Annotated in this window: 16 protein-coding genes and 1 pseudogene; all 17 read left to right on the forward strand. The window is 45.1% G+C overall.

The window, feature by feature from the left end; translation table 11 throughout:
* Positions 1-7: 7 nt before the first annotated feature.
* The 17 genes and pseudogenes from bglH to ICW23_RS07545 all read left to right on the forward strand — a co-directional run bounded on the left by bglH (position 8) and on the right by ICW23_RS07545 (position 18,185).
* On the forward strand, positions 8-1,405 hold the full coding sequence (gene bglH, locus ICW23_RS07470) for an aryl-phospho-beta-d-glucosidase (RefSeq protein WP_188154261.1): 1,398 nt from the start codon (positions 8-10) through the stop codon (positions 1,403-1,405).
* Positions 1,406-1,486: 81 nt separating this feature from the next.
* Positions 1,487-1,933, forward strand: coding sequence for a universal stress protein (locus ICW23_RS07475; RefSeq protein ID WP_016937450.1), 447 nt, complete (start codon positions 1,487-1,489; stop codon positions 1,931-1,933).
* 130 nt (positions 1,934-2,063) lie between these two features.
* The gene (locus ICW23_RS07480; RefSeq protein ID WP_188154262.1) at positions 2,064-2,993 is read left to right on the forward strand and encodes a DMT family transporter; all 930 of its coding nucleotides are present in this window, start codon (positions 2,064-2,066) and stop codon (positions 2,991-2,993) included.
* A gap of 140 nt (positions 2,994-3,133) precedes the next feature.
* Entirely contained in the window at positions 3,134-4,198 is a 1,065-nt protein-coding gene (locus ICW23_RS07485; protein WP_016937452.1) for a polysaccharide lyase family 1 protein, read from the forward strand.
* Positions 4,199-4,358: 160 nt separating this feature from the next.
* On the forward strand, positions 4,359-11,318 hold the full coding sequence (locus ICW23_RS07490) for a DNRLRE domain-containing protein (protein WP_188154263.1): 6,960 nt from the start codon (positions 4,359-4,361) through the stop codon (positions 11,316-11,318).
* A gap of 14 nt (positions 11,319-11,332) precedes the next feature.
* Positions 11,333-11,779 carry a hypothetical protein gene (locus ICW23_RS07495; RefSeq protein ID WP_188154264.1) on the forward strand — a complete coding sequence of 149 codons (447 nt, stop codon included), beginning with the start codon at positions 11,333-11,335 and terminating at the stop codon, positions 11,777-11,779.
* A gap of 198 nt (positions 11,780-11,977) precedes the next feature.
* Positions 11,978-12,392 (forward strand): annotated as a pseudogene (locus ICW23_RS07500) (WapI family immunity protein).
* 10 nt (positions 12,393-12,402) lie between these two features.
* Positions 12,403-12,810, forward strand: a complete 408-nt coding sequence (locus tag ICW23_RS07505) for a YxiG family protein (protein WP_188154265.1) — start codon at positions 12,403-12,405, stop codon at positions 12,808-12,810.
* A gap of 85 nt (positions 12,811-12,895) precedes the next feature.
* Entirely contained in the window at positions 12,896-13,375 is a 480-nt protein-coding gene (locus ICW23_RS07510) for a hypothetical protein (protein ID WP_188154266.1), read from the forward strand.
* A 181-nt stretch (positions 13,376-13,556) separates the two neighbouring features.
* Positions 13,557-13,922 carry a YxiJ family protein gene (locus ICW23_RS07515; RefSeq protein ID WP_188154267.1) on the forward strand — a complete coding sequence of 122 codons (366 nt, stop codon included), beginning with the start codon at positions 13,557-13,559 and terminating at the stop codon, positions 13,920-13,922.
* A 17-nt stretch (positions 13,923-13,939) separates the two neighbouring features.
* Positions 13,940-14,218 carry a DNA-binding protein gene (locus tag ICW23_RS07520; protein WP_188154268.1) on the forward strand — a complete coding sequence of 93 codons (279 nt, stop codon included), beginning with the start codon at positions 13,940-13,942 and terminating at the stop codon, positions 14,216-14,218.
* The gene (locus tag ICW23_RS07525; protein WP_188154269.1) at positions 14,206-15,075 is read left to right on the forward strand and encodes a hypothetical protein; all 870 of its coding nucleotides are present in this window, start codon (positions 14,206-14,208) and stop codon (positions 15,073-15,075) included. Before ICW23_RS07520 ends, ICW23_RS07525 begins: the two co-directional genes overlap by 13 nt.
* Positions 15,076-15,138: 63 nt before the next feature.
* On the forward strand, positions 15,139-15,600 hold the full coding sequence (locus tag ICW23_RS07530; RefSeq protein WP_188154270.1) for a DUF2716 domain-containing protein: 462 nt from the start codon (positions 15,139-15,141) through the stop codon (positions 15,598-15,600).
* A gap of 50 nt (positions 15,601-15,650) precedes the next feature.
* Positions 15,651-15,812 (forward strand): SMI1/KNR4 family protein, encoded by a 162-nt coding sequence (locus ICW23_RS18940; protein ID WP_223152351.1) that lies wholly within the window; start codon positions 15,651-15,653, stop codon positions 15,810-15,812.
* Positions 15,755-16,015 carry an SMI1/KNR4 family protein gene (locus ICW23_RS07535; protein WP_223152278.1) on the forward strand — a complete coding sequence of 87 codons (261 nt, stop codon included), beginning with the start codon at positions 15,755-15,757 and terminating at the stop codon, positions 16,013-16,015. Before ICW23_RS18940 ends, ICW23_RS07535 begins: the two co-directional genes overlap by 58 nt.
* Before the next feature lie 302 nt (positions 16,016-16,317).
* On the forward strand, positions 16,318-16,713 hold the full coding sequence (locus ICW23_RS07540; RefSeq protein WP_188154271.1) for a hypothetical protein: 396 nt from the start codon (positions 16,318-16,320) through the stop codon (positions 16,711-16,713).
* A gap of 32 nt (positions 16,714-16,745) precedes the next feature.
* Positions 16,746-18,185, forward strand: a complete 1,440-nt coding sequence (locus tag ICW23_RS07545; protein ID WP_188154272.1) for a DEAD/DEAH box helicase — start codon at positions 16,746-16,748, stop codon at positions 18,183-18,185.
* The last annotated feature ends 5 nt before the right edge of the window (positions 18,186-18,190 follow it).

An 18,190-nucleotide genomic window follows, 5' to 3' on the forward strand; every position in this document is an offset into this window, starting at 1 on the left:
AGAAAACATGAAGAGATTTCCGGAAGGTTTTTTATGGGGCGGCGCAACGGCTGCCAATCAGATTGAAGGCGCTTATAAAGAAGGCGGCAAAGGACTTTCTACGGCGGATGTCTCCCCGGACGGCATTATGTCTCCGTTTCATGAGACGGACGATGCGCTGAATCTGTATCACGACGCGATTGATTTTTATCACCGCTATCAAGAGGATATCGCCCTGTTTGCAGAGATGGGCTTTAAAGCGTTCCGCATCTCCATTGCATGGACGAGAATTTTTCCGAACGGCGATGAAACAGAACCGAACGAAGAAGGGCTGCAATTTTACGATCGTCTTTTTGACGAATTGAGGAAACATCAGATCGAACCGGTCGTCACGATTTCTCACTATGAGATGCCGCTCGGTCTGGTGAAAAACTACGGCGGCTGGAGAAACCGCCAAACGGTCGATTTCTATGAGCGGTACGCCCGTACGGTTTTCACCCGTTATAAAGACAAAGTGAAATATTGGATGACCTTCAATGAAATCAACGTCGTTCTCCACGCTCCGTTTACAGGCGGCGGTCTTATATTCCGGGAAGGCGAAAATAAGCAAAACACGATGTACCAAGCAGCCCACCACCAATTTGTGGCGAGCGCGCTGGCGGTAAAAGCCGGCCATGAGATCATCCCGGATTCACAGATCGGCTGCATGATCGCCGCGACGACGACATATCCGATGACGCCGAAACCGGAGGATGTATATGCGGCATTGCAAAAAGAGCGGAGCACGCTGTTCTTTTCTGATGTGCAGGCGAGGGGCAGCTATCCGGGCTACATGAAGCGCTTCTTTAAAGAAAACGGAATTACGATCGAGATGAAGGAAGGAGACGAGGCGCTCCTGAAAGAACATACGGTGGATTACATCGGCTTCAGCTACTACATGTCGATGACGGCCAGCACGGCGCCTGAGGATCTGGCGCAGGCTAAGGGAAATCTCCTCGGCGGCGTGCAAAACCCGTACCTGAAATCTTCCGAATGGGGCTGGCAGATTGATCCGAAGGGATTGCGCATCACCTTAAACACGCTGTACGACCGTTATCAGAAACCGCTCTTTATCGTCGAAAACGGGCTCGGCGCGGTTGATGAGCCGGAGGAAGACGGAAGCATTCAGGATGAATACCGCATCGATTATCTGCGTGATCATTTAATAGAAGCAAGAGAGGCGATTGAAGACGGCGTCGACCTGATCGGCTACACGTCGTGGGGGCCGATTGACCTCGTCAGCGCCTCAACCGCAGAAATGAAAAAACGCTACGGCTATATTTATGTCGACCGCGGCAATGACGGAAAAGGCACATTTGAAAGAAAGAAAAAGAAAAGCTTTTATTGGTATAAAGACGTCATCGCCACAAACGGAGAAAGTCTGTAAACGCAATGTTCAGGAGAAAGCCGGCAAGATTGACATTCAGCAAAGAGAGGAGGACAATAAAAGCAGAAAGGCGGGATTCATATGTTTAAAAAAATTCTTGCAGCAGTAGACGGTTCAGACATGAGCAGCAAAGCTCTGGATGCAGCGATCCATCTGGCGAAAGAACAACAGGCGGAACTCACCATTCTCTATGCGGGACGTGAAGCCGTTGTCTCCACAACAGCCTTAACCGGCATTGTCTATGTTCCGGAAAACTTCATTGAAGACATCAAACATGAAGTCGAGCAAAAAGGAGCAGCTATTCTGGAAGACGCTAAGCAGAAAGCGGCGGAAAGCGGAGTAAACGCGGAAAGCCTGTACGTTCAAGGCGAACCTGCACATCAAATTTTAAACATAGCGAAAGAACAGCATTTCAATCTGATTGTCGTTGGAAGCCGCGGAATCAGCGGATTTAAAGAAATGATGCTCGGAAGCGTGAGCCACAAAGTCTCACAATTGTCTCCTTGCCCTGTACTGATCGTTCATTAAACAGACGGCCCTGCTGATGCGGGGCTTTTTTTATGAGAAAAGACCTCCGGCTCTCGAAAAATAGGGTGAAATCTTCCTCTGAATCACGTAAAATGGCTGTTAGTATTTGTCTGAATAAACAGTCAATGATATGGGGGGACGCGAATCAATGCAAGCTAAACAAACATCAAATGCCGTTATCAAAATGGTCATTTCCATGGTCATTTTCGGATCAATCGGCTTTTTCTCAGAACATACGAATGTGCCTTCAATTGAACTGGTCTTTGTGAGATGTCTGTGCGCCTCATTGTTTCTGGGCGTTTGCTGGTTTGGTTCCGGACGGTACCGCACCGAACAATGGAACCGGCGTGAGGTGCTGCAGACACTGGCCTGCGGTTTTTTTCTCGTGCTGAACTGGGTGTTTTTATTTAAATCATTTGAGGAAACATCAGTGACGATAGCGATTTCCGTTTATCATCTGGCTCCGGTTCTCGTCCTTCTTCTAGGGAGCCTTATATACCGGGAGAAACTGCATCTTGTGTCCGTCACTTCCATCGTGATTTGTTTTCTGGGCACCGCTCTGATTTCCGGCATCAACGGAAATACATCACTTTCTCAGCTGATGGGATCGGGTATTATTTGGGCCGTGCTGGCCGCCCTTTTTTACGCCTTTACGACACTGGCCGGGAAAGGTATCAACAGCCTCAGCCCATATGCGGTCACCTGTTTGCAGACCGGATTGGGCGTCATCATTCTTCTCCCGTTCGTCCGTTTCGGCGCTTTTTCTGATTTGTCGCATGTGAACTGGATCATGATTGTGTCGACCGGTATCATCCATACGGGGATTGTGTATTTGCTCTTTTTTGACAGCTTGCGGTTTTTATCCACTCGGTTTATTTCAATCATCGTATTTCTTGATCCGGCAGTGGCGATTGTGCTTGACACCGTATTTACGGGATTTCGCCCCGACCTTTATCAATCTTTGGGGATTGTGTTGATTTTTGCGGGAATGGCGCTGTCCTTGATTCGAAAGCATAAAGCCGTGCCTGCGGAGGCTCAGGCAGACAGCACCCGAATATAGGCGGCCGTACCGGCTGCTTTTTTATTTTGGGGCTTTTCAGCCATAACGAAAAAGCAGACAAACAGATCATGGAAAAAGAGGACAGTAATTGTATAATACTTCATGTGTTTACAATTTAAGAGATTAAAGGAGTGAAGGGCATGAAAAAGAAGACGCGTCATCTCGCTTTCTTGGCTGCACTCGGCTTTGCGCTTTGTCTGGCCATCGTATGTTCCGCATCCAAGCAGGCAGAAGCGGCAGCGGCGTATCCGGATGTGATGCAGGGACTTACCGGGTTTGCGGGAAATGCGAAGGATCATAACGGAAAAGCAAAACCCGCCGTATCGGGAGGCCAGGGCGGCCCCGTCGTCTACGTCAGCAATCTCAATGATTTGAAAAACAATGCGGGCGGGACAGACCGCAAAACCATTGTCATCACAAGTGATATTTACTCCCCGGGTAAAGCCGTTGTGACAGTCGGCGCCAATAAAACCATCGTCGGCTCGTATACCAGCCACAGGCTGATCAACATCTATCTGACAACAGGCTCCGGCTCAAACAATGTGATTTTCAAAAACCTCATTATCAGCCATAGTGCAGCCATTACGGGCAACAACGACATTCCGATGTACATAGCGAACGGACAGAATTACTGGATTGACCACGTGTGGTTTGAAGGGCACAGCTACAATCCGAACAGCCACAGCGATTTGGGAAAGCTTCTGTATGTCGGCGCCAAAGCTGATTTTGTGACGCTGTCTAATTCTAAATTCTCCGATCATCTGTACGGCCTGATTCTCGGTTATCCGAATGATGATAACGAAGGACGCAATTATATCGGCTATCCGCACATGACGATCACCAACAACTATTTTAATAACGTCTATGTCCGTTCACCGGGCCTGATGAGATACGGCTATTTTCACGCGAAAAACAACTATGTAACCAATTTCAATTTAGGGTTCACCATTCATACAAACGCGACTGTCTTCTCAGAAGCCAACTACTTCGGCAACGGAAATGAAAAAGGCGGAATGATAGACGACTACGGGACGGCCCAATTCACCGACATCGGTTCATTCCCGTCGCTCATAGCCCCGAAATCACCGCGCACCGGCTGGAATCCGAGATCAAATTACAGCTACGGCACGCTTTCAGCCCAGGACGCCAAAAACTTCGCCCAATCCTACGCGGGAGCGCAAAATACAAATCTCCGCTATCCATAATACGAAAAACCGCCCTAGCAGGCGGTTTTTTTATATGAGTCAAAGGTCATAAATCTCTGTCATCCTTAAAATAACCTTAAATACCTAGGAAAATATTGATAAACAATTTCAATAATATTACTATTGTTAAGTCTATATTACAAAAGGAGGAGGAGAACCTATGAAAATAGGAAAAAAGAACAAGTGGAAAAAATGGCTGGCCGGCACTCTTGCGGCATCGCTTATGATTTCCATTGCGCCTGCCGATGTATTTGCGGCAGAAACGCGTGAGAAACAAGATCAAGTGAAAACCGCCGCCATTCCGGCAGCAGACCCGGAAAAAGATCTTCCGGCGGAAAAAGCATCCGAGCAGATGCCGTTTGATCAAAAAGATATCAATAAAGACGGTGAGATCACGTCTGAAAGAACTGAGAATTCAAAACTTTATTATGAGGGCGAGGGTGTATACAAACAGGAAATCTACACAGACCCCATTCATACGAAAGAAACCGCCAATGCGGACTGGGAAGACATTTCTCCTGAATTGAAAACCGGCTCAAAGGAAGTCGGGACGGAAAATACAGTGCTGAACTCCGATTTTCTGAAGCAAATGAAAAACGGATTATACGCTACATTTGAACACGATGATCATAAGCTCACATACTCATTAACCGGCGCAAAAGGCCCCGATCAGGCTGCAATCACTCCGACAGATGCCTCAGCAAGAGTCAAGGAAGACAGCAACGAGCTTACGTATCAGCAAGTATTTCCTGCTATTGATTTACAAACCTACACATTTAATGAAAACATAAAAGAAGACCTTGTGCTTCACAAATATGAAGGCTACAATTCCTTCACCTTTCAAATCAAAACCGACCTTCAGGCTAAAGAACAGGAAGACGGCTCTATCGCGTTTTCTGATGATAAAGACAATGTCGTCTACACCGTGCCGAAGCCCTTTATGACCGACTCAGATCTCGATGAAAAGTCAGGTGAAGTCAGCAGGTCAGAAGATGTCAGCTTCAAGCTTGAAAAAAACAGCGAAGGCTACTTGCTCCATGTAACGGCCGATGAAAATTGGCTGAAAGATCCCAAGCGGGTTTATCCGGTATCTATTGACCCGTCAACATCAGTATCTGTGTCATCCGATACCTTTGTCATGAGCGCGTATCCGACGACAAACTACTCTGCCGCGTCGCAGAAATGGGACGCCGGATTGAAAGCGTACGTGCTGAAAACGGGCTATTATGACGGCACAACCGGAACGAACTACGCATTTATGAAGTTTGATAATTTAAAGCCGATCAAAAACATGACGGTGACAAAAGCGACGCTTAAAGCATACACAGCCCACTCCTATTACGGATCAAAGGCGACGGGGCTTTGGCTCGACACCGTAAACAGCAATTACGACAATGCCAAGATCACGTGGAAAAACAAGCCGGGCTCCAAAAACATCGGCAAAGCGGAGGTCTATAAAGGCCAGTGGGCAAGCTTTGATGTCACATCCGCAGTCAAGTCGTGGAACAGCGGCGGCGCCAATTACGGCTTTAAGCTTCACACCAACGGAAACGGAAAAGAATATTGGAAGAAGCTGATGTCATCAGCAAACTCTAATAAAAAACCTTATATCGAAGTGACATACACGATTCCGAAGGCGGACACGCCGTCAGTCAAAGCGTATCATAACGGAGATTCGACAGGATTTTTCAATATCAGCTGGAAAAAAGCTGAAGGCGCCAAAAGCTATAAAGTGTGGCTTTATAACGGGAAAGAATATCAAGCCATTTCTGTCGGCAATGCAACCTCTTGGAGCACAAAAGGAAAAAACATCTGGCCGACAAAAGCGGAAATTGATTCCGGTAAATATAAGCTGCATACAGACGGAAAAGGCGGAAGTGAATTAGCGCTTGACCCTTCCCCGGTCTATAAAAACTCCGGCGGCAGCTATCCGGCAAGCAAAAATTACTGGGTCGCGGTCAGCGCGGTGTTTGACCAGGGAGAAGGCGCCATGTCTGCGGCTGCCAAGCCCGTCATTCCGAATATTGGAAGAGTTCAGAAACCAAGCACGAAAGGCTTTAATAACAACAACGCAACAGGCTGGTTTGATCTTTCCTGGAAAGCCGTATCAGGCGCAGCCGGGTATAAAATGCAAGTCTTTAACGGCAAAGGCTTTGAAACGCTTGACCTCGGAAATAAAACATCCTGGTCCACAAAAGATCAAAACATCTGGCCGACAAAGGCGGAAATCAGCGCCGGAAAATATGCGCTTCACCTGAAAGACAAAAAAGGCGCGGAATTGCCGATCAACCCGGCCCCCGTTTATAAAAATGCCGGAGGAGACGCAACCCGGAAAACCTACGGATTTAAAGTTATCGCCTATAACAAAGACGGAGAAGCGATCGCCTCACCGGAAGCTAGTCCGGCGCTGCCTGATATCGCAAAGCCGAAAAACCTGACAGGCTATGTTTATACAAACACGAAATCGAGCCAAACGGGTTATGTCAATCTCATATGGGATAAAGTCAAAAACGCCAAAGGCTACAAAATCAACATTTACAACGGAAAAGACTATCAATCATTCGATGTCGGGGATACTGATCATTGGACGACCCAAAATAAAAACATCTGGCCGTCAGCCGAAGAAGTGAAAGCGGGAAGATTCCAGCTTCACACGGACGGAAAGGGCGGCGAACTGGCGCTTGACCCTTCACCTGTTTACGAAAACGCAAACGGCAATTACAAAGGGAAGAAGAACTATTCCTTCACGCTGACTGCCTATGACGCAAATGGTGACAGCATACCGACGGCACCTTTTAACCCTGTTTTCCATGAAGGGGCGGAATTCCTCGGAACGGAAGAATTCTGGTCCATTATTGACATTCCGGACGGACAGCTGAATGGCGCGACGGGAAATGTCATCGTCAATGAAGAAGATATGTCAATCGACGGACGCGGACCGGGGCTCGGACTCTCCCGGACCTTCAACAGCCTTGACAGCTCTGACCATATGTTCGGCCAAGGCTGGTATGCCGATGCGGAAACGTCGATCCTTTCTGAAGACGGCAGAGCCGTTTATATTGATGAGGACGCGACAACACATGTCTTCACGAAAAAGTCTGACGGCACGTATCAGCCGCCGACGGGCGTTTATCTCGAACTGACGGAAACAAGCGATCAATTTGTATTAAAAACAAAAGATCAGACGAACGCTTATTTCAGCAAAAAAGGCGGAAAGCTCCAAAAAATCGTTGACGGACACAACAACACAACCGTATACGAGTATAACGACAGCAATCAGCTGACCGCCATAACAGACGCCTCAGGGCGCAAGCTGACGTTTACCTACGATGAAAACGGTCATGTCACATCTTTAACAGGACCGAAAAACAAAAAGATTTCGTATTCATATGACAAAGATCTTCTTAAAAAGGTGACGGATACTGACGGCAGCGTCACAAGCTATGAATATGATTCCGAAGGGCGCCTCGTCAAGCAGTATTCCGCAAACAGCACGGATGACAAACCGCTGTTCACTGAATACCAATACAGCGGCCACCGCCTGGCCAAAGCCGTCAATGCGAAAAAAGAAACGTATGATTACAGCTATGACGCCGGCAAAAAAACACTGCTCATGACGCAGCCGAACGGCCGCAAAGTGCAGTACGGCTATAACGAGGCGGGCAACCCGATTCAGATGATCGATGATGCCGAAGGGCTGAAAATCACGACTAACACCGTATACGAAGGCAACAACGTCATTCAGGACACCGATCCGAACGACGCGGATGCGGGCAAAGCGACAGAAAGCTATCAATATGATAAAGACGGCAACGTCACAGCCGTAAAAGACAACTACGGCACCGAAACGTATCAGTACAACAAAAACAATGACGTAACGAAAATGAAGGATACCGAGGGGAACGTCACTGATATTGCATACGACGGACTGGATGCCGTTTCTGAAACGGATCAAAGCGGAAAATCCTCATCCGCCGCCGTGTATGACAAATACGGTAACCTCATTCAATCAAGCAAAGAGCTGGCAGCTTCGGCAAGCCTGCTGAAAGACGGCAGCTTTGAAGGAACAAAGCTGGGCTGGAATCTCACTGCTACGAGAGACAGCGGAAGTATTGCATCTGTAAAAGCAAGAAGCGGCGCACTGTCCGGACAAAAAGCACTGGAGATCACCTCACAATCCGCTTCAGCCGGAACAGAGCATGGCCATGCGTCCGCAACGCAGGAAGTGCAGCTTGAGCCGAATACGACGTATACACTCAGCGGCCAGATCAAAACAGATCTGACAAAGGCGAGAGCGTATTTCAACATTGATCTGCGTGACAAAGACCAAAAACGAATTCAATGGATTCACAATGAATCAGGCGCATTAGCCGGAAAGAATGACTGGACGAAACGGCAGATCACCTTTACAACACCGGCCAATGCAGGAAAAGCCATCGTCTATATGGAAGTGGATCATAACGACAAGGACGGCAAAGGAAAAGCGTGGTTTGATCAGGTTCAGCTGGAAAAAGGCGAAGTCTCTTCAAGCTATAACCCGGTTCAAAACAGCAGTTTCACGGCCAAAACAGATGGCTGGAGCACAAGCGGAGCAGCCGCTGACCTTGATGAAGGCTTCGATGATGACAGCTCATTAAAAGCGTCCCGCTCAAATGCATCACAAGCCAATGCATCCGCAAAACAAACCATCACATTAGGCCAAAGCGCGGACGATAAGCCGGTATATATCACGCTGACAGGGATGTCCAAGGCAGACGGTGTAAAATTAACGAACGACAATGATTACGCGCTTCAGGCCGGCGTCACCTATGCGGACGGCACGACGGGCGTCTACACCGCCAAATTCCCACAGGGGACCCAAGAATGGAACCGGGCGGCGTCAGTCATTCCGAAAACAAAGCCGATCAATAAAATCGAAATCAGCATTCTGTTCCAAAAAAGCGCCACAGGAACGGCATGGTTTGATGATATCCGTTTAATCGAAGGAAGCATCCTGACGAAAAACACCTATGACGAAAAAGGAAACTACGTCACAAAAGAAGAAGACGAACTAGGGTATGCAAGCACTGCTTCATATGACGAGACTGGCAAGAAAATGTCTGAAACCGACGCGAAAGGCGAAAAAACCGCCTACGAATACGATCAGGCCGACCAGCTGACAAAGCTGACCCTATCAAACGGCACATCCATCCTTCACAGCTATGACAAGGAAGGAAATGAGCTGACAAAAACGATTCGGGCCGGCGCGGACCAGACCTATCAATATGAATATGACGTCATGGGCAAGCTCGTCAAAACAACCGACCCGCTCGGCAATGTACTGAAGAGTGAATATGACGCCAACAGCAACTTGACGAAAACCGTTTCCGCCAACGGCAATGAAGTGTCGCTGACCTATGACGGCACCGACCGGGTTAAGTCAAAAGCGTATAACGGCACTGAAAAATACAACTTTACCTATGACAAAAACGGCAATGAAACGTCGGTCACAAACAAAGAACAAAATACAACGAAAAAACGCACCTTTGACAACAAAAACCGACTGACCGAATTAACCGACCGCGGCGGCAGCCAAAGCTGGACGTATCCGGCTGATTCAGATAAGCTGAAAACTTTCTCATGGAGCCACGGCGGTCAAAAAGGAACAAACAGCTTTACGTACAACAAACTTGATCAAATGATTGAAATGAAAGACGGCACTTCAGCTTATACATTTGATTATGATGAGAACGGCAATGTCCAGACATTCATCAGCGGAAATGAAGTCGGCACGAGCTTCTCGTATGATGAGCGGAATCTCGTCAGCTCTCTTCATATCGGAGCGAAAAACGGCGGCAGCATCTTCCGGGAAAGCTATGAATACGACGCTAACGGTAACCGCACGGTCATCGACAGCTCAGCGGGCGGAAAGGTGCAGTACGAATACGGCAAGCTCAACCAGCTCGTCAAAGAAACACATGAAGACGGCACCGTCATTCAATATACGTACGACGGCTTCGGCAACCGGACAAACGTCACCACAACAAAGGACGGCGCAAGCAAATCAGTCAACGCATCCTTCAACATCATGAACCAGCTGACGAAGGTGAATGACGAAGAACTGTCCTACGATAAAAACGGCAACCGCACATCCGACGGCAAATACACATATACGTGGGACGCGGAAGACAACCTGACCGCCGTTACAAAAAAAGGCGAAGACAAGCCGTTCGCAACATACAAATACGATGAAAAAGGAAACAGAATCCAAAAAACCGTCAACGGAAACGTTACGAACTACTTCTATGACGGAGACAGCTTGAACGTCCTGTATGAAACAGACGCCGACAACAACGTCACAAAATCATATACGTACGGTGACAGCGGCCAGCTGTTATCCTATACAGAGAACGGCAAGAAATATTTCTATCACTACAACGCACACGGCGACGTCATCGCCATCTCAGACAGCACCGGAAAAACCGTTGCCAAATATCAGTACGATGCGTGGGGAAATCCGACAAAAACCGAAGCAAGCGACGAAGTAAAAGACAACCGCTACCGCTACGCAGGCTACCAATACGACGAAGAAACCGGCCTGTACTATCTCATGGCCCGCTACTACGAACCAAGAAACGGCGTGTTCTTATCACTCGACCCAGACCCGGGAAGCGACGGCGATTCACTGGATCAGAATGGGTATACTTATGCCAATAACAATCCGGTGATAAAGGTTGACCCGGATGGGCACTGGGCCAAAATTCTATGGGAATTAATAAAAAGGTCATGGAATGGTGCTCCAGGAAAGTGGGCAAAGAGGAATGTTGGTAAGGCATATAATGCATCAAAGAAATGGACTAAATCAGTTATTAAAAAAGGCGTAAAAAAAATCGCGAAAAGGATTCCATATAGAGTTCATAAAGTAGGCCGTATAAAAGGGGATAGAGAAAAAGGAAGAGGTTATTGGGGAATAATCTATTCGAAAAAGAAAAAGACTGGGAGGTCTATATATAGATCTCTAGAGTGGCATACACCACATAACAATCATGGTTATCATTTACAAAGTAATAAGTTTTCTATATATAAAGGGAAATGGAAAAGGGGCAGTGCACAATGGCGGTTTACAGTGTATAAAAGATAGAAGGAGAGAATTAAATGTACTATTTTTATGAAATATCAACTCTCAATGACTATGATTGGGTTGAAAAAGAGTATAGAACAATAGAGGATTTAATATTTTTTAAATTGAAAAATATGGAAAGTAAACAATATGCAATGTATTCTTACTCTGTTTCGAATAAAAGTAGTGATACTTGTATATTCTCAGCGAGCTTAAAAACAACTACTTTGTTTAATAAAAAAATCTCTTTTATGAAAACCTCAGCAGAAGAGTACAAAAATACAATAGTTGCGCATGAAAATATAATCTTATTGGAAAAAGATGTTGAGTTAAAAGATATATTAAATGGAGCCCCTTTAGCAGAGAAAACAATTATTAAAGATTTACTGGATTATGTTCTTTATCATATAGAAATAACAGATTCTGAGACAATCAGAATAGGATCTAGACATAGAGAAAATATTATAAACATTATTAAATAATGGCATTAAATTAAAAATAGATGAGCCTGCTGATCATCTTTTGGTCAACAGGCTTTTTTAAAAAAATATAAGTGGGTAGGTGATTAGAACCGAGACAGTAAAAGGTGAACAATCGATTGAAACTTAGCTTGAATTAGAGCGTCATTCAAATCATTTACTAAAAAATTAAAGCTGCTGAGTAGAGAACGAGGTGACAGCATGGCCAAAATCGGAGACGGTTGTCTGGAACTTGAAATAACACCGAGAAGATATCATGAGGCGGAGGATGATCCTTTTATCTTAACAATGTTTGAATTGTTGGAACATAATAAAGCAATCGCCCGCGATTACTCTGCCGTTTTATTAGAAAGTGAATATAAAATGCTGACATCAGGGATCGAAGCGTTATTAGCAGGCAAATCAAGACAGGATACGTTTAGAAACAATCGAACCATTTTTTATTTTGAGTATTGATAAAGAAAACGAATATTACAGATTTATCATTAGATTTGTGGAAAATCATTCAAATGAAACCTTCTATAAATTAAACTGTAATGAAGAAAAGCTAGAATTTTTCGTGAAGACTTTAAAATCAGATCTCAAAGGCACAAAAAATCCTCCAAAACTTCCTTAGGAGATAAACGATGTACAAAACAATAAATGAATGGGTAGATTACATAGATGGGGGGTGCGCTGTCCTTCATTTTGATTTTCATGTGTTTAAAAAAGAACTTTCACTTAAGATTCAGGTCGTTGAAAATAAAGCCGAATATACGCATAACATTCTTTTTCAAAATGTAGCATCTGTTTATTTTAGTGCAGATATTGGTGATATGAGATTAGAAAAAATAGATCCGGAAGAATACAATTGGCAAGTATTTGAGATGAGTTACCACCCGGAAGGAATCGGAAATCTATCAAATGCTGTAATTCCTGAGTATCAATCAAATGCTAATTTTCTCATTGACATGAACAGAATGCTGATTGCTGTAGAAGCTGAAACCGTTCGCTTTGATGATCAATCATTTTATGCGTATCAGTCGAAATCATAAATAAACAAATAAGAGAGGTTCCCAGCCTCTCTTTTCTTACAAACAAAACCACCTTTTACGTGGGAAACCGTTCGCGGAGGCAAACATGAACACTCCTTTAAATTTACAAAAAGAATCATTGAGGGCTATAGGGAATCTGGATGTGATTAATCCGCTTAAATTCAACTCGATATATTCATGTGATCTAGGGAGTAAAGATACTTTTTCTCAATTAATGAATGACTTAGAATTCGAAACCGTTCTGATAGAAGTAATGGCATCACCTTCTTTTATTGAGGGATGGAAGAAGAAGGTTGAAAAGAAAATGATACATATGAATACGATATCGAAAAAGTTAATTCATATTGAATGTGGTCTGACAAAAGAAGAATTGATGGCAGACCACTTATTAGATGAATTATATTTTTTAGCGTCGATCAATGATTTTGTTGTTATAATAGAAAACCCTTCCAACAATAAGTCCTACATGAATCTGGACACTCAAAAGGTTGATGTAAACACTGAGTATAATGAAAAAATCATGTGGTTTGAATACGATGCAGCAGATTTATATATCATTGCTTAATTTAATATAAATTCCAGATTCTTAATCAACGGAGTGTTGCTGATGTTAGAACTTACCGCAGAGCGGGTTGGGTCATATGAAAGGGAAAATATCATTTATTTCAATGCGGGCCGGGATGATCAGGTATTTATTGTGTCGATGCACGATTACAAAATAATATTATTCTCCTCGGCTAAATGAGATGTTAAGATCCAACAGATATTCTTTAAATAATGACGTCATCAGAAACTTGAAATTACACAAAGAAGAATTAGAGGGTCCGCTGCCTTCAGATGCAGGAAGATTTGAAGAAGACTTTGAGGGTGCTGCCTGCGCTGGGGATTTTTATGAATATTTTGCGCTTATCTGCGGCAGCTTAGATTTTGTTTTGGAGAATAAACAAATGCCTGCGCGGCAGCGTAAAGCCTTATATAAATCCTTTTTTGAGCTTTATCCGCAATATGTGCAGCTGAAAAACGCTTTAACAGATTATCCGGAGCTCAGCCGGGAAATCGGGCGGCACGAACGGGTGAGAAGGCTATTGGTCAGCATTTTAAACAAGAAATGAAAGGCAGGCTTCTGACCGTGAAAGAACCAATAATGGCAGAATGTCTGAAAAAGGCTGGTCTGATCCTGAACGGTCAAGCGGCGAGGGAAGAGGTGTCGGATTGGGCGTCTGAGTATGTGGCTGCAGACGATCCGGCGGTTGAGGACGAAACCGTTTGGGAGATGCTCATATATTTGAGCGGGTTTGATCTGAAAGATTCGCCTGATTCGTATCTGCATACGATAGAAGAATTAAGAGATTGGGTGCAGGAATATATGAAAACGCATGAAGAAAGGGTACATTCATGTCGGAATTAGTCTTTACAAGAATCAATACAAAAATAAACGCAAGCGGCCCAATCATTTTGTCCATGAATGCAGCGGAACTCATCGTACTGGCTCAGGAAAAGCGGAAAGATAAATATATCAACCGCATTTTCATATTCCGGAACAGGGATGGATATTTACGTCATTGCTATCAAATTGAAACATCAAAGAAAATAACCGATGTTCAGAAATCAGGGGATTTATTTTTATTTCTCATTCATATTGACTATGAAGATGGGATGATTCATGAAGAACCGAATATTTATGTATGGCACGCGATTAAAGGGTTTTGTCATTCGCTTTACGGGGGCCGTTATATCCGGTCAATGACAGTCGATTCGGCAAATCATTTGTGGCTGGGTTACGATGAAGCGGGAATATTTTCTTGTCTGGACGACGATATCAGTTCAAAAGGCATGACCCGCTTTCCTTTTGCAGACGGAACGTGGAAATCTCGTTGTGAGTCTTTCTGTACGTATCCGCACCTTATTGATCATTTTTATGGGGCATATGCAGAAAAGAATGCCCTGTCTCTTCATTATCATACACTTGGTGAAGATTATATTCGGAAGGTCGATTTGCAAGGCAAAACGTTAAGCTTTCAGAAGGCAGACTTTGGCTTTAGTGCACAATTCAAGATTGATTCATCATATTACTTTTTGATTCGGAATGAAGCTTCGTGCCGAATTGACAAAGCACTAAAATTTCATAACATGACAAAACAGGCTGGGCAATATCAGCTCACTGATAAAGTCTCAAGAAAAGCTCTCCGTTTTACGCGAGTGACTGCGTATCAAGATAAGGCTGCGGGGATTGATGAGAGCAACCGGCTTTACTTACTAAGCTGACAGGCGGCTTTTGAACAAGGGAGAGCAGAGGTGAAACGTTTGAACTGCGGGAGGCAGAAATACATGAATTGGCATGATTTGAGTGAAGAGGAGACAGAGTACTTGTGGCGCAGGGTGAATCGCGCAGTGAAATGGAAACCGGGCAGTATATTTGCTTCTATAAAACCTCCAAAACCGTTTCAGGTCTTTGATGTATCTCAAGGATTCAATGGTATCGGTTTTCTGGAAGATGCAGAGATGCAGATACTAAAGGCATTTCAATCTTGTACGTTAGAGCAAGAGTTTATGTATGCGCTGGACTGGCAGCATGAATGTTATCTATTTAATCCTCATGCGCCAATTGATAAAAATGAATTCGGTGAATGGCCTGTCCCCGTTATTCCAAACGGAGACTATTGTTTCTTTATTCAACAGGATTTTCAGTGGGGGCTGTTGGGGGATCCGCGGCAGCAAACCATTACGATATTTGGCTCACCGCTAATAAAGGCGATAGAGAGAAACGCTCCTTTCTTATTGCAAAAGTGAAGACAGCTTGCGAATGAATCTCATGCTTTTACGGGGGGAGGAATAACAGGATGACAGAAGAAGAGTTCAGAGCTGCAGAAAAAAGCTTGAGAGCGTCTTTTCCGAAAGCATATAAACGGCTGCTTCATAAAAAGAACCCTGCAGAAATCGGAGAATGGATTTTTTTCCTATACGTGAACAAAGCCGCTTACAGAAAACTTGGGATGATGTGATCAGGCAAAACAGTGTGTGCAGAGAAGAGAGCATGCCCGACGATATGATCGTAATTGCCGACAACGGAACCGGAGATAAGCTGTGTTTGAAAAAGACGGACGGCGTAATGGAGGAGACTGTTTATCTGTGGGATCATGAGACTGCCGATGTTGAGTTGTATGCCGGTTCTATAGGAGAATTTATAGAAAATGAAAAAGAATAAGTGGCTGATTCAGGAGCTTTTAGAATTCCGCCTTTTCCGGGAACGAGAGATTTCTGTAATTGAGTTGGCGTTTTCCTTCGAGTATGAACATCAGCTCATTTGTTTGAGGCTCATATGCAAAGCGTTTCTTCCGTTCAAATAAAAGAAATGGAGAGTCATGCGGCTGGTTCAGGCATTGTAACAATTGATCCTGCTGCTGATGGAGATGAGGGACAGCATTTTCTCGTAGAGGAGTGGGAGAACCAAACGTTCCGCTTTTATTGCCGTCAATATGAAGCAGCAGAGGAGAAGGAGGCCACAAAATGGAGTGGCACAAACATGAGAAAGCAGTTATGCTGCGGCCGGATTCGCCGGGTTGTTTTGAATTGACGGAGTTTATGTTCTATACCGGGTATAACGAGTATTTTGATAAAATCCCGGTGTTTGAGCTGAAGCTGACTGATGGACAGTATGATGCTGTGCTGCGTTTTGAAGGTGTGAGTGCTGCCCGGCTGGATGACCTGGAAAGCATCACCGACATCCGTCTGGATATCAGCCCGGTCGATGGCGGCTGGGAATCGATACGCTATTATGTAGATGACGGGGAAGGAAGAATAAGCTTTTATTGCGCCAAATGGGTCGTGCTTGACATGAAGAAAAAGCAGTCCCCGAATGTTCCGGCAAAACGTCAGGGTAAAGCGGCGGCGTTTCGCGTATAATGAGGGGAGCCTGACAGAGAAGGAGTTTAGTCATGAATGAGTTTAATGAATACGCGATCAGCCCCGATATCCAACGGGCGCTGAAAGGATTGCAATACACCGAGCCGACTGAAGTGCAACGGCGCGTCATCCCCGCCGCGCTGCAAAAAAAAGATCTCGTCGTCAAATCGCAGACGGGGAGCGGCAAAACAGCGGCCTTCGGCATTCCGATCTGCGAGCTTGCGGAGTGGGAGGAAAACAAACCGCAGGCCCTGATTTTAACGCCGACCCGCGAGCTTGCGGCGCAGATTAAAGAAGATATCACAAATATCGGCCGTTTTAAACGGATAAAAGCCACGGCGGTTTTCGGAAAAGCTTCTTTTGATAAACAGAAAACCGAACTGAAGCAAAAAAGCCACGTTGTTGCCGGAACGCCGGGACGAGTGCTTGATCATATAGAAAAAGGGACGCTGCCGCTTGAACGGCTGGCGTATGTGGTGATTGACGAAGCGGACGAAATGCTGAATATGGGATTTATTGAACAGGTGGAAGCCATCATTCAGCATCTGCCGAAAAACAGAGTCACCATGCTGTTTTCAGCGACGCTGCCGGACGACGTCGAGAAGCTGAGCCGCACATATATGAAAGACCCTGAATTGATTGAAGTAAAAGCGGAAGGCCTGACGACAAAAGATATTGAGCATTTTGTCACCGGAACAGCAGAAGAGGACAAATCATCATTGCTGCGTGATGTCCTGATCACCGAAAATCCGGACAGCTGCATCATATTCTGCCGGACTAAAGAAAGAGTCATCCAGTTAACCGATGAGCTGGACAGGCTGGGCTATCCTTGCGATAAAATTCACGGCGGCATGGTGCAGGAAGACCGCTTTGACGTCATGAATGAGTTCAAGCGCGGCGAGTTCCGCTATCTCGTTGCGACCGATGTTGCCGCCAGAGGAATTGATATTGAAAACATCAGCCTCGTCATCAATTATGATATTCCGCTAGAAAAAGAAAGCTATGTGCACCGCACCGGCCGAACGGGGCGCGCCGGACACCGCGGCCGGGCCATCACGTTTGTGACGCCGTTTGAATCGCGGTTTCTGAATGACATTGAGACATATATCGGTTTCCGCATCCAAAAGCGGGAAGCACCGTCAGAAAAAGAAATAGCGGAACGGAAAGCGGCTTTTGCGGAAAAATTGAACGCCCGCCCAGACGTCAAAACAGACAGAAGTGAACAGTTAAACAAAGACATCATGAAGCTGTATTTTAACGGCGGAAAGAAAAAGAAAATCAGAGCCGTTGATTTTGTAGGAACGATCGCCAAAATTGACGGTGTGACAGCTGATGACATCGGCATTATCACAATCATGGACAACGCCTCTTACGTGGAGATTTTAAACGGAAAAGGCCCTCAAGTTCTTAAAGTGATGAAGAACACAACCGTCAAAGGGAAAAAGCTGAAGGTGAATAAAGCGAATAAATGATGAAT

The sequence above is a fragment of the Bacillus sp. 1021 genome, from assembly GCF_014534735.1.
In the GTDB taxonomy this organism is placed as follows: domain Bacteria; phylum Bacillota; class Bacilli; order Bacillales; family Bacillaceae; genus Bacillus; species Bacillus siamensis.